Here is a 12,694-nt window from a genome sequence, read left to right as displayed (position 1 = left end):
TTTACAATTCTTATGTCTTCCGAAAAATAACCTCACACAGTACTCCCACTCCAACACCAATTGTATAGGCCACTAAATCACTCCACAAAAAACCGTATCCCAACACGAGTCCGCCCAAAGTCGTTGCACGCATGCTATCTATCCATTCCGCATGATACAATTGGCTCGCTTCAATCCCGTAGCAAAACATTAAACTAATAAAAGCCAACTTCTTCGTCTCTGTTTTAGGAAACAAAAATCCAAAGCCAGTGAAAATCATTAATGCCCATAAAGCATCGCCTAAGTAATCATTTAATAGATGTGGTAGTGCAAAAGAAAACTTTCTTGAGCTAAGACCTAAAATAATAACAACTATAGTAAATAGTGCATATACTACTCTATTTCGTTTCGTATTCATTTTAAAGTCCCCTAATATGTAATGTAAAACTGTAAATAGCTAGTAAAACAAAGTTATTTTACTAGCTATTTATTAGTTGCTTTAATGATAAGAAAATGTGGATTCGTATTTAGATAATAATATGATTTTTCGTCTACTTCTTTCATTTTTTCAATTGCCTTCGGTTCTACTATCTCTTCTAATACAAAATAATTTGTAGTTTCATTTAGTATGTCTTGTAATGATCTTCTAAAAAACTTGACTTCAATAGTAATATTCGGTTTAACCCAAGTATCTATTAATAACTGTTTTTCAAAATAATTTTCACATGGAAACTTTGTGAAATCCATAAAAGGATGATGAATAGAATATATAAGTTCTCCACCTGGCTTCAATACACGACGAAATTCTTGAAATACTTGATTCCAATTTTCTATATAATGAAGAGTTAATGAACTTACAATCACATCATATGTATTATCTTTAAATGGCAATGTTTCTTGCAGATCATGACAAAGGAACGTTGCTTCTTCTCCTATATTTTCTTTTGCTGCTTTTACCATTTCAGGACTTACATCAATTGCTGTAACATTTGCTCCTCTTTTTATGAATTGAGAAGTATACCATCCAGCTGCACATCCAGCATCTAGTATCTTTTTTCCTTCTAGTTCCTTTGGAATAAGCTCCATCATCGCCGGTCTTTCATAATAACTGTTATATGGATTTGCGAAATCTAGATTTTCTTTATATGTACTCGCTAATTTATCATACGTATCTTTAATCGAATCTTTCATTACACACACTCCTAATACATATTAATCCATTAACTCCTGCTGCTTTTTCTTTGAAAATGATTGTAGTACTAAATCATACGACCAATCAATCATTTTATTAATTTGCTCCTGCACTATATCCTTATGAATATAAACAGTATTCCAATGTTTTTTATTCATATGATACCCTGGAATAATGGTTTCTGGATAATCTTCTCTTATTCTTAATGCGACTTCTGGATCACACTTCAATGTAATCGCAGCTTTTTCGCCTTCTTCATGATTTACTATCGCAAATATTTTATTATTAAGCCTCATACATGTTGCACTCCAACCATCTGGAGAATCTTCTGTCGCCTTTCTTTTCGATAAACAGTACGCTCTTGTTGCATTCATTTTAATTGGCACCTCTTATTCTTTCCCTGTTTGATTACGATGCATCACAATTTGCTTCGTTGCTTGAAATTGCTGCTCACCGTAAAACTTTATTAGCTTCTCTCCGCAAAATAGACTCACAATATGAATATGAGATATTTCCTCGAGTAACATTGTAAGCATCTTCTCTCCAATACCTTTATTTCTTACACTCTCATGTACGACAACATCTTCAATGTATGCTCGAAAAATACCATCAGAAACGACTCTAGCAAATCCAACTAATTCATTTTCTTCCCATACTCCAATGGCTATACTATTCTTTAACATTTTTTCAATATCGACTTCTTTTCTTTCTGGCCACCAACCGACAGAATCATAAAGCTTCTTTATTTTTTCTGCACAGATTGGTTGTTCTTGTTGCAATTTATACGTGTACATATGCTTCCCTCCATCAATCAGTATACATAATATTATTATAATCTCTTTTCAAAAAAGTGCTGACTATGACCTTTCGGATGATCTTCAACGACACCATACTCCCTGTAACCGTGCTTTTTATAAAATTCTGGTGCTTGAAAACTAAATGAATCTAGCAATATTAATCTACACCCTTTCTCCTTCGCAATCCCTTCAATTTCATGTAAAAGTTGGCTGCCATAACCGTCATGACGAACTGATTCATCAACCCATAAAAAGTCGATATGAAGGTGATAAAAATACATCGTACCTGTTACGCCACCAAAAATTTTTCCTTCTTCATTTTTTACTACGAGGCGTACTTCTTCCATCGTCTGTCTTGCCTCATCTGTTAAGATGGACATATTATATTGAATAACTTTATTTTTAATATATTCTCCTTCAGTACGTGTACCGTTCTTTATATGTTTCATTTATATTGCTTCCTTTCAGCTTAGTAATCTACATTTTATTTTTTCTCTTTAAAATACTAATACATACGAATCCACCATATGTAACAAAGCATGAAAAGCTAATTATACCTGGTACAGAGACATATCCTACCCTTATGTAACTTATAACCGCAAAACAAACGATAGACAATAAAATAGATGGCCAAAATATAAGAGCTGTTTTTCTTCTTCCTCGTTGCGATGTACTTTCTTTCTCTCCAGAAACACGTGTGCCAAAAAGCAATACAATACAAATAAGGATCGCTGCAAAGTAAATTGTATCTAATGACAAATTGTGATCATATAGTGCGATTCCAACTTCAAGAGCAATAATCGTTAAAATTAAAATAATGATTGTTGAAGTCTTTAAGTTTCTTTTCAATCGCTCACTCCTAGCATGCTTTCACTATATTCTTTGTATATGTACTTTAAAACTGCTGCAAAAGCTTCATCTACCTCTTTATTTTCACGTCGATTCGGTAAATCTTTTCCCCCCATCACATAAAGAAGCGGAAATTCGTTAAACATTCCTATAATACCAATATTTATTGTAGCTGTGAGTAATCCACCTGTCATATGAGCTAAATGATAATATGGGATTTCTTCATACTCTCCTTGCTGTCTTACCATGCCGCTAATAATTGGTTCCCATAATTCTGGTTCTGATTTATAACCTTGAAAGGTTTGTATGAAAAGGGCAAGAACTTCACTTAATTCTCCAACATTTTTCTCATCTCTAGCATTCTCTTGTATATAAATTTTTGAAAAGTACGTTTGTGCGTACATTTTCACAGCATCCCATCCACCATAGTGCATTACAACTGACTGTGCAACGCAACTATCATGACAAGCAATCATTACCTCTACCGCTTGACTAAGTGTTAAAGAAGTTCTTCCTTGTAAATGCGGATATAACTGCGCACTATCTTCATGCGGATTAAATTTAATGTGATGAAGTATATCATTCCAATTATGTTTATTTTCCTTCACCATTTGCGTTACTACAAATCCAATGACTAATTTTGCTGCTGATGCTAACGGAATATTTAATTCATTATTATATGAAGCAACTATCCGATTATCTTTTGTAGAATAAATTGCCATTCCCACATAATTAGATTGTACCTCTTTTATTTTATTTATAACAGTTTCCATTTCCATCCCTCTTTTTATATCGTTATATTAACTTCTAATATTTCAACATTGAATGTAAAAAAACTTTTCATTAGCTATTAAAATAAGAAAAAGGTAGCATGAATTTTTTCTTGCTACCGAAAAATATTTATTCTTCTATAGGATTTTCAGGACCGTTAAGTTCCAGCTGATAAAAAGCTAAATCTAGCCATTTATTAAACTTATAACCAGCTTTTTTTATTGTTCCTGCATGAATAAATTCATAGTTTTGATGCAAGGCAATACTTTTCTCATTCTCTGCATTAATTCCAGCAATTAAGGTCATATACTCTCTTTCCTTTGCAATTTTGATTAATTCTTTCATTAATGAAGACCCAATGCCATTTTTTCTATATGCCTTATCTACATACACAGAATGTTCAACTGAATATTTATAAGCAGGCCACGCTCTAAATGGGCCGAATGTCGCAAATCCTACTACTTTATTATCTAATTCATATACGAAAATTGGATACCCTTCAGCCTTTTTTTGTTCATACCAATCTATTCTATTTTCAAGGGTTACAGGTTTATACGCATATACAGCTGTTGTATAAAGTATCGCATCGTTATAAATATCTAAAATGTATGCTAAATCTCTTTTCGTTGCTTCCCTTATCATTGTTTTCTTCCTTTCATCATGTTCATCTTATTTCACTATCTTTTCAATAGTTTTATTTTATCGAAATTTCCGATTTTTATCTACATACGAATACTAGCTTTTCGGAAACCATCAAGTATATTTATTGCAGCAGATAACATGTAGAAGAAAATTCCTCCCCCAATGAGCCACGTTTTAAACTCCTCTGGGGAAATAGTAAATGCATTTGCCAAATACGTAATAAATCCTGCGTTTAATAAATGTGGATTTACTACAATTACAATGAATATGATTGTTCCGACTACTTGAAGAATAGCATTTCCAATTGCCAACCTTTTCGTCCATTGTCCCTGTACTAACTTATAAAGTGATATAGCTACTTCGAAAACGATCATAACCAAAATTAGGGGCCAATATTGAAGCAAAACATCTTGATTAAACGTTGGCGCGACAAACTTCAATCCGTTTTCTGTACCATGATATACGCCTACAAGATGATTCGCATAAAAGTAAAGTGTAGCCCATATTGCTGTCCACATTAAACCTCCAAAAACTTCAAACTTTGAAATCGCCTTTTTCTTCGGGATATACGAAACATTTTTCAAGTCATCTGGTGTCCATTTTTTTAAGCTTGTTGTTAATGGGTGTGGATCCTTTTCTTTATCAGTTCTTTCTAAAATAGCAAATACAAGTGTTAACCAGAAAAATACATGGAGACCCACTTCAAAAATTTCCCCTATACCTTTACCTATCAATTGTAAAATAACATTTAATACCGCTTGATCACCATTATAGCCTATAAAATTTTCTGCAACTATTGAAATGAGCGCAATAACAGCTGCAATTGGTATAATCATTTTTAATAGCGTCGTATATACATCAAAATAACGTGGTCCAATTAAATGCATTGGTCTATCCAAGTACCCATTAGCCAATGAAACTGGACTTCCCAATTTTTCGAGTATACTCTTCACATCTTCCTCATTATAATCGTCTGGTAACATATCCTCTATTGTTGACCGTAGTTCAAGTGTAATATCTTCACGATTTTGTTCAGGCAATCTCTTCTCAACTTCATGGACATACATATCAATCAAACTCATTTTCGTCCTCCTCCTTTAATAAGTTATAAAGTTCTTTCGAATCCTTTACCCACTGCTTTTTTAATTGTAAAAATATCTCTAATCCATATTCACTTAAAACATAATACTTACGAGGTCTACTCTCTGTTTTATCCCAACTACTCGTCACTAACTCCTGCTTTTCTAATCGGCGAAGTAGTGGATATAAAGTACTTTGATCAATTGTAATCCCTGATTGCTCCAATAACTGGACAAGTGAATATCCGTACTGCGGCGTTCTTAATTGACTTAAAACAGCTAACGTTAATGTCCCTCTTCTTAACTCAGTAATTAACGAGTTTAATAAAGTATCCATTCACTCACCTCATTTCCATTACTATATGTCATACAGTATGTGTTTTATACTATGTATCGTACAGTATTAATGTGACAAAAACTATAATCATTTACCAAAAAACGGATAATAAAAAGCGCAAATTATATGATTTTTGCTTTTTAGCTAAGTTATATATATCTATAGCACTCTAAAAGGTAGCAACCTTAACTACTAATTTTGAAGTTCCAGTAATGCTATATTAAGTTACAAATATCGTATACATATGATGTGAACATAACATTTCACTATAGGAAGCTATAAAAATGGCGAATTACCATGCTTGAATGATTCCCGTTTTCAGCACCTAATCAACGTTATTTCCTTCATAAACTTCATCTTGTTCAAAATCTTTATTTTTGTTTGGTTTATTAGAGAAAAATAAAAAAACAATTAAATTAGGTTAATTGTTTTTCAAATGCAAAATCTTTATTTTTTTAAATAATCTATGATATTCGAAAAGACAAACTCTCCAAATGCAAGTGGTATATAAATAAACCATAACTTTAATATTGCCTTTGTTTCTTTGTGATCAGAATCCCCCATTAAAACCAACCCTATCCTTTTTCTTCTAATATTTTCATTTTAATTCCAATAACAAGGAAATTATACCATTTATTAATGTTGTAGTCTATGTTTTCTAAAAATTAAATAAATACTAATATTGCATTACCTTAATATCCAGATAAACATAATAACTTTTTTTTACGTTTCATCTTCAAAGTCTATAATGAGTCCTGTTAGAACTGCTACATTACCAATCATTTGGATCCCGCGACCAATAAAATCCATCTTAAATTCTTCCCACTTTAATTTATGTAATGATATAATAACACTAAATTTTCAACACGTGCTTAATAGATTGGGGACTTATAATGGATAAACCTCTCACTGCATTACAAACTATTATTATACATATGAATACAAATGAACATTGGCATGATTTTATTTGTTACTGTCAGCATCGCGAAGCGGGACTTCGAAAATTAGCTTATAAACATTTAGAGACATTTATTTCAAATGCAAAGAAATGGGAATCAAAAGATCAAGAAGAGTTTTCCATTTCGTTGTTTACTATTTTAGATGCATTAAACGAAAAAGATGAGGTCTTAACTTTCTCACTAAATAGTTTTCTAATTGACATTCTATATAGATGGACAGAAAACAACCCGATTGATTCAAGACCTTTTAGATGGATAGGAATTTATATGGACTCTAGCAATAAAGATGACGATTTAGAAAAATTCCTTCGAAAAGCGATTGAATTAGGTGGTGATACCGAACAAGAAGCTATGATATACCTAGTTTCTAATTACATCCATACTTTAGAATTTGGTACACATGAATTCCCTTCAGGTTATTGCGGAGATTTAAGCGAATGTATAGAAAAACTTCCCTATATGCTTCAATTAATTAATAGAATTCAGAATAAGAACATAAAGGAGCAAAACATTGGTCAAATACAAGAACAACTACACTTAATTCTAGATTGGTTAAAACATACACAAATTCCAGTAGATGCTGTTCGTACATGGGAAAAAGAACAAACTAAGGAATTAGAAAAAAGCATCGTATATCATTTAAACAACAGCTCAAGTCATTAATTCGTCTACCATTTTAATATAAAAAAGAGGATCTTCATACTGTACTAGAAAATCCTCTTTTTATATTTATCCCACATTAGCTTGCAGTAAAACTCCCCACTGATTATAGTTCCACTTTATTTTAATCCTTTAATTAAAGGTGACGCTTCCCCACTATGGAAAATCCATAAGTCATGAAGTGATCTCGTACATCCGACATATAGTAATTTTGCATCATGTTTTGTGTTTTTGTAATGTTCTTCATCCACATCAATTAAAAGCACCGCATCAAATTCTAAACCTTTCGCTAAATAGACAGGTACTACTGATATACCACCTTCATATTTACTTTGGTTTGCTTCAATTACGTTGACCGTTAATCCTGCATTTGTTAATTTCACATATATATCACGGCATTCATCTTCTGTTCTTCCGATTACCGCAATTGTTTTCACATCTGCATTTTGCAAATGTTTTACCGTCTTCACAATTTCAGTAAATTGATTTTCTGCATGAATTACTTTCACATCTTCTCCACTGCGGAAGACTGGTGTTGCGAGTCCTACTGGGATTTCTGCATTTTTAATTATTTCATTTGCAAATTCAATAATTTCTTTTGTAGAACGATAACTTCTTGTCAATTCATAATAACCGGTTTCTTGGAATACTTCCTTAAAAGCATTCCAATCTTCAATTCCTTGGTAATCATAAATCGCTTGCGATAAATCACCTAATATAGTGAAAGAATTACCTAATGTAATTTCTTTTAATACATAAACTTGGAAAGGCGAAAAATCTTGCGCTTCATCAATAACAACGTGATGAAACTTCTGCCCGATTTCAATCCCTGTTATACGATGATGTATGTATATTAAAGCTGGTAAATCTTCTACATACACTTCTTTTTTACGACAACTCTTTTCTGTTTCTTTAACAAGTTCTTCAGGTAATGCCTCAAGTATTTCTTTACTTTTTACTATTGAACTATACAGTGAAAGAGCACTCATTTTCGGCCAAAACTTCATATATGCGTTCAGTCTCTTAGTCGCTTCTTTTTTTAGTAATTTTTTCTCGTTTGTTTCCCCGAATTTTTTAAGCTCAATTTCAATCCAGCGCTTCATTCGTCCTACTAATCGTTCTCTTCTTTTCTGTAAAGGATAATGTTTATATTCAACTTGCATCCATTTTTTAATATCTTCTACTGGAATAATCGCTCTATCCCACGCCTCAAAATCTTTTGTCGGAACTAACTCATTTTCAAATTGGATCATTCTCTCTTCAATAAACGTCTTAAATTCCAACGTACCCTTTAATTTACCTAGCATTACCTTCTTTTCATCACGATTAATTGAAAATGCTTCTTTCAATTTTTCTTCTGTCTGCTTTAGTTTCACTGAATCATCTAACGTACGTAATGCCCAATCCGGAAACGTTGTTTGATTAATATTCCCTACACCTAATTCAGGAAGTACACTCGAAATATAGTCTAAAAACAGACTATTCGGCGCAAATACGATCATTCTTTCTGCTTCTAGTTGTTCACGATATTCATAAATTAAAAAAGCAAGGCGATGTAAAGCAATTGTTGTCTTTCCACTCCCTGCAACCCCTTGAATAAGTAATGGTAAATTTCTTTCCGCTCGAATAATATCATTTTGTTCCGATTGAATCGTTGAAACAATATCCTTTAGCTTATTATCTTTATTCTCACCTAATCGATATAGAAGAAAATCATCGGCATGCGATACATCTTCATTTCCTTTTACATATGTATCAACAACACGTTCAAGTTCTCTTTTTCGAATGGAAATGTTTCGTTTTAAATACACATCACCTTCTACTAACCCATCTGGTGATTGATAAAATGCTAATTCGTCTCCACCGGTAAATGAATAAAACATACTTGCGACAGGTGCCCGCCAATCGATAATGATTGGCTTCATCGTGTCCATATCCGAAACCCCTACTTTTCCGATATAAATCGGCATAACTTCTTCTTTTCCATCTTCCTGAAAATCTAACCTTCCAAAGTACGGCTCTTGCACACCAATACGTAAGTTTTGTCTATTAGACTCCCTCATACTTTCAAGAATTTGCTCTTTAAAATCTTCTCCATAATAAACTGGGATTTTTTCAAGCTTATCCAATTGCTCATCCATCATATGTAAAGTATCCTTCATTTTTTGTAACTCATCTTCAAATATGTTGCTCATTTCGACGATTCCCTCCTGTCCGTTCTAATTTTTCAGTCGAAGTATCATTGTATTAAAAATCCAATCATAAAGTCAATAGTTTCTATTTAAATTTTCCGAAAAAACTTACTTTTCATCTTTCTAATTTAAAAAGAATATGCAACATCTAAATCACACAAATACACATATAGTATAATGATGCATGCAAAAGATACTACTTTCTATTTGTCTCCTATTTAATTTATCTATTAAAAAACATTGTAAAAATTAAAGAATTTAATCAATGGGCGTTTTACTGCCCATAAATAGTAGGATAAATAAAAGTAAAGGAGGCTCTTCAAATGAATATTTTGAATCTATCTCAAGATTAAATATGCTTTTATCTGGCTGTATCCTTATGGTTTGTTGGTCAATTATGTATGTTGAAATATATAGACTTACAAAATCCGTCTGGCCATGCGTTATCATGCATGCGATTGAGGATGCTGTTCCTACTGTTTTAGTTACCCTAACAGGGATTATTACCCTTACAAACAGTAGTGATTTTTGGTTAAATCCTATTAGCGGGGTCGCTGCTACTGTTTTATTTCTCGGAATTGGAATCGTACTAAGAACTATAAGAATAAAAAGAGAACGACAATTATTCACACAATAAAAAGCAGATAATGAATTCGTCATTATCTGCTTTCCAATTTTTAAAACTACCTTATTATATTTTTTGATACATAAGCCAGTCACCAGAGTCTATCACTTTCTTTAACATCTTTTTATCTTGAGCGATATACACATATGCCTCAATTTCCCTATCAGCAACATATACTGTTTGCGTGATTCGATCATATAAATCAGTCTCCGCATTACCTGTATATTCTTCTAGTTCATCTAACTTACACAATATCTCATCATTTACTACATAAACTTCTCCATACACCTGTTCTTCAATCGAATAAGTCATGGCCGGATATCCTTCGTTCGTATCAAATAATTTGCCATATGTCCAAGCTCTGTCTGCGATGCATGTTGCACCTAGCATATAATGAGCATTCGTTTGTCCTCTTCTTAACGTGCCATAAACGAAAACATGATACATAAATTCTTATCCCCTTTATATGCCTCTACTTTCTTATTTGTAAATAAGCACGAATCATAAAGTAACTCACTTCATTCGGAAGCTGTTCTTTAATAGATTTCAGACCACCATCTGCATTTTGAACGGCAGTTTCAATAAGAGATTCATACTCTGCTGGAACAAAGCTTTTCCAATCTACTTCCATTCCATCCTCATAGCAGCGAATTAAATGGTTTTCGATTGTTTGTCTTGATAAGTTACGTTCTTTTGCAATCTCATTCAAATCAATACCTTGTTTATACATTTCATACGTTTCTAAATGAGAATTTGCGGACGCTTTTCCTGACTTTTTACGCTCTGAAACTACTTCTGTCTTAATCGTTTCAGCATAATTTGGATTTTCCTCAATAAAATGCTGAACTGCTTGTAAGAAGTGCGAGCCATATTTCACAAGTTTGTGTTCTCCGATACCTTTTACCGTCAACAATTCGGAATCACTTTGCGGCATTTTCACACACATATCTTTTAATGTTTGGTCAGAGAAAATAACGAACGGAGGTACACCTTCTCCTTGTGCAATTTCTTTACGTACTTCACGAAGCACTTCAAATAAAGAATGGTCTTGAACAATTTGTCTTGTCTCTACTCGTTCTTTTCGTAAAACATTCTCTTTACCAAGTAATACTTCTTTCCCTTTTTCAGTTACTTTTAACGTCGGATAAGTGCCATGCTCAACTGCAATTAACTCGTCTGAAATTAAAAACTCAATAAACTCACTGACCTCTTTTACACTACGGTTCGATAAAAGCCCATACGTTGGTAAAGTATGAAAATTAAATTCAATAACTTTCTTATTCTTCGACCCAGTTAATACTTGCGCTATCATTTGCTTTCCAAAGCGTTGGTTCGTTCTAATCATGCATGATAAAACCATTTGTGATTCCCTTGTCACATCGATGCTCTCGCGATTGTCTGTACAATTACCACAGCGTCCACAATCTTCTTTCGGTTCTTCTCCAAAGTATTGCAAAATGAATGATTGTAAACATTGTTCTGTATGACAGTAATCGGTCATATTTTGCAATTTTTCAAGTTCATTTGAAAAACGTGATTCTCCAGTTGATTGATCAATTAAAAAACGCTGTACTTGTACATCTTGAGAAGAATATAACAATATACATGTACTATCTAATCCGTCACGACCAGCACGTCCTGCTTCTTGATAGTAACTTTCCATATTTTTTGGAAGCTGATAATGAATTACGTAACGAATATTCGATTTATCAATACCCATCCCGAATGCAGATGTTGCTACCATTACACTTACTTCATCTCGTAAAAAGAGTTCTTGTTGCTCATTTCGATCAATATCACTCATACCAGCGTGATATTTTGATACAGAAACTCCTGCCTTCATTAAATCTTCATATAACTGATCGACTACTTTTCTAGTAGCTGCATATATAATCCCAGATTCCTTTTGATTTTGACGAATATAATCCGCCAAATATGCATTTCGATCTTGCCCTTTAATAACAGAAAACGATAAGTTCTCACGCTCAAACGTTGTCATAATTGTATTTTCTTGATTAATTTCAAGTGTATTACAAATATCATCACGTACTTGCGGTGTTGCTGTTGCTGTTAATGCTAATACGAGCGGCTTTTCTGGAAGATAATCTAATATGCGATGTATATGTAAATAACTTGGACGGAAATCATGTCCCCACTGTGAAATACAGTGTGCTTCATCAATCGCAATCATAGGGATTTTCATATCGATAAGTTGGTCAACAAACTCCATCGAATCAAGACGCTCAGGCGCGACATAAAGTAATTTGTAATGTCCTTGTTTCGCTAATTGAATTCGCTGATTCGCTTCCGCAATCGAAATAGAACTATTAATATAGGTAGCTGAAATACCGTTTTGTACTAATGTATCTACTTGGTCTTTCATAAGTGATATTAAAGGCGATATAACTAACGTTGTTCCTTCAAATACTAATGCGGGAATTTGATAACAAATTGACTTACCACCACCTGTAGGCATAATACAGACAGTGTCTTTTCCATCTAATACATTTTTAATTGTTTCATCTTGTCCTCTTCGGAATGACGAATAACCGAAATAAGACGCTAAAAGTTCTTGTGCTTTTGTAAACAAAAAAGAGTCACCTGCTTTTCTT

The 12,694-nt window shown here is 33.0% G+C and carries 14 protein-coding genes and 1 pseudogene; 2 read left to right on the top strand and 13 right to left on the bottom strand.

Annotated elements, in window-relative coordinates:
- Positions 1 to 10 precede the first annotated feature (10 nt).
- From ACTFRM_RS11645 to ACTFRM_RS11600, 10 genes are all read right to left on the bottom strand, one after another.
- Positions 11 to 397 (bottom strand): DUF2809 domain-containing protein, encoded by a 387-nt coding sequence (locus ACTFRM_RS11645; protein ID WP_078386549.1) that lies wholly within the window; start codon positions 395 to 397, stop codon positions 11 to 13.
- 65 nt (positions 398 to 462) lie between these two features.
- A complete protein-coding gene (locus tag ACTFRM_RS11640; protein ID WP_000655262.1) occupies positions 463 to 1,170 on the bottom strand; it encodes a class I SAM-dependent methyltransferase in 708 nt (235 codons plus the stop codon).
- 21 nt (positions 1,171 to 1,191) lie between these two features.
- Complete coding sequence (locus tag ACTFRM_RS11635; protein ID WP_000994621.1) at positions 1,192 to 1,545, bottom strand: MmcQ/YjbR family DNA-binding protein; 354 nt, start codon at positions 1,543 to 1,545, stop codon at positions 1,192 to 1,194.
- Positions 1,546 to 1,560: 15 nt separating this feature from the next.
- A complete protein-coding gene (locus ACTFRM_RS11630) occupies positions 1,561 to 1,965 on the bottom strand; it encodes a GNAT family N-acetyltransferase (protein ID WP_060852057.1) in 405 nt (134 codons plus the stop codon).
- Between the two features lie 35 nt (positions 1,966 to 2,000).
- Positions 2,001 to 2,417, bottom strand: coding sequence for a GNAT family N-acetyltransferase (locus ACTFRM_RS11625; RefSeq protein ID WP_000680537.1), 417 nt, complete (start codon positions 2,415 to 2,417; stop codon positions 2,001 to 2,003).
- Between the two features lie 28 nt (positions 2,418 to 2,445).
- Positions 2,446 to 2,817 (bottom strand): hypothetical protein, encoded by a 372-nt coding sequence (locus tag ACTFRM_RS11620; RefSeq protein ID WP_078386548.1) that lies wholly within the window; start codon positions 2,815 to 2,817, stop codon positions 2,446 to 2,448.
- Positions 2,814 to 3,590, bottom strand: a complete 777-nt coding sequence (locus ACTFRM_RS11615) for a serine hydrolase (RefSeq protein ID WP_440043314.1) — start codon at positions 3,588 to 3,590, stop codon at positions 2,814 to 2,816. The genes ACTFRM_RS11620 and ACTFRM_RS11615 overlap by 4 nt, the downstream gene beginning before the upstream one ends.
- 127 nt (positions 3,591 to 3,717) lie before the next feature.
- Entirely contained in the window at positions 3,718 to 4,230 is a 513-nt protein-coding gene (locus ACTFRM_RS11610) for a GNAT family N-acetyltransferase (RefSeq protein WP_100651710.1), read from the bottom strand.
- An 80-nt stretch (positions 4,231 to 4,310) separates the two neighbouring features.
- A complete protein-coding gene (locus tag ACTFRM_RS11605) occupies positions 4,311 to 5,312 on the bottom strand; it encodes an HAAS signaling domain-containing protein (RefSeq protein WP_440043313.1) in 1,002 nt (333 codons plus the stop codon).
- On the bottom strand, positions 5,299 to 5,646 hold the full coding sequence (locus ACTFRM_RS11600; protein WP_000380296.1) for a PadR family transcriptional regulator: 348 nt from the start codon (positions 5,644 to 5,646) through the stop codon (positions 5,299 to 5,301). Before ACTFRM_RS11600 ends, ACTFRM_RS11605 begins: the two co-directional genes overlap by 14 nt.
- Positions 5,647 to 6,539: 893 nt before the next feature.
- On the opposite strand from ACTFRM_RS11600, the gene ACTFRM_RS11595 reads away from it, so the two are divergent.
- Entirely contained in the window at positions 6,540 to 7,268 is a 729-nt protein-coding gene (locus tag ACTFRM_RS11595) for a hypothetical protein (protein WP_322372910.1), read from the top strand.
- Positions 7,269 to 7,384: 116 nt separating this feature from the next.
- Here the strand turns inward: ACTFRM_RS11595 and ACTFRM_RS11590 are convergent, their stop codons facing one another.
- Complete coding sequence (locus ACTFRM_RS11590) at positions 7,385 to 9,460, bottom strand: HelD family protein (RefSeq protein WP_322372911.1); 2,076 nt, start codon at positions 9,458 to 9,460, stop codon at positions 7,385 to 7,387.
- Positions 9,461 to 9,779: 319 nt separating this feature from the next.
- Between ACTFRM_RS11590 and ACTFRM_RS11585 the strand changes: the two are divergent.
- A pseudogene (locus ACTFRM_RS11585) lies at positions 9,780 to 10,094 on the top strand (CPBP family intramembrane glutamate endopeptidase); the annotation flags it as partial.
- Positions 10,095 to 10,148: 54 nt separating this feature from the next.
- Here ACTFRM_RS11585 and ACTFRM_RS11580 read toward each other — a convergent pair.
- Positions 10,149 to 10,529, bottom strand: a complete 381-nt coding sequence (locus ACTFRM_RS11580; protein ID WP_000274908.1) for a gamma-glutamylcyclotransferase family protein — start codon at positions 10,527 to 10,529, stop codon at positions 10,149 to 10,151.
- Between the two features lie 25 nt (positions 10,530 to 10,554).
- Positions 10,555 to 12,672 (bottom strand): DNA helicase RecQ, encoded by a 2,118-nt coding sequence (recQ, locus tag ACTFRM_RS11575; protein WP_440043311.1) that lies wholly within the window; start codon positions 12,670 to 12,672, stop codon positions 10,555 to 10,557.
- Positions 12,673 to 12,694 lie beyond the last annotated feature (22 nt).

Origin of the sequence: Bacillus cereus group sp. MYBK227-1 (genome assembly GCF_051916325.1) — a bacterium.
Taxonomy (GTDB): Bacteria; Bacillota; Bacilli; order Bacillales; family Bacillaceae_G; genus Bacillus_A; species Bacillus_A cereus.
This window is presented reverse-complemented; position numbering and strand designations above follow the sequence as displayed.

Bases quoted from the DNA above. Each gene is read 5' to 3' on its own strand.
- ACTFRM_RS11640 (WP_000655262.1), bottom strand. From the start codon at position 1,170: ATGAAAGATTCGATTAAAGATACGTATGATAAATTAGCGAGTACATAT.
- ACTFRM_RS11615 (WP_440043314.1), bottom strand. From the start codon at position 3,590: ATGGAAACTGTTATAAATAAAATAAAAGAGGTACAATCTAATTATGTG.
- ACTFRM_RS11645 (WP_078386549.1), bottom strand. From the start codon at position 397: ATGAATACGAAACGAAATAGAGTAGTATATGCACTATTTACTATAGTT.
- ACTFRM_RS11595 (WP_322372910.1), top strand. From the start codon at position 6,540: ATGGATAAACCTCTCACTGCATTACAAACTATTATTATACATATGAAT.
- ACTFRM_RS11590 (WP_322372911.1), bottom strand. From the start codon at position 9,460: ATGAGCAACATATTTGAAGATGAGTTACAAAAAATGAAGGATACTTTA.
- ACTFRM_RS11630 (WP_060852057.1), bottom strand. From the start codon at position 1,965: ATGTACACGTATAAATTGCAACAAGAACAACCAATCTGTGCAGAAAAA.
- ACTFRM_RS11635 (WP_000994621.1), bottom strand. From the start codon at position 1,545: ATGAATGCAACAAGAGCGTACTGTTTATCGAAAAGAAAGGCGACAGAA.
- ACTFRM_RS11625 (WP_000680537.1), bottom strand. From the start codon at position 2,417: ATGAAACATATAAAGAACGGTACACGTACTGAAGGAGAATATATTAAA.
- ACTFRM_RS11580 (WP_000274908.1), bottom strand. From the start codon at position 10,529: ATGTATCATGTTTTCGTTTATGGCACGTTAAGAAGAGGACAAACGAAT.
- ACTFRM_RS11605 (WP_440043313.1), bottom strand. From the start codon at position 5,312: ATGAGTTTGATTGATATGTATGTCCATGAAGTTGAGAAGAGATTGCCT.
- ACTFRM_RS11600 (WP_000380296.1), bottom strand. From the start codon at position 5,646: ATGGATACTTTATTAAACTCGTTAATTACTGAGTTAAGAAGAGGGACA.
- ACTFRM_RS11610 (WP_100651710.1), bottom strand. From the start codon at position 4,230: ATGATAAGGGAAGCAACGAAAAGAGATTTAGCATACATTTTAGATATT.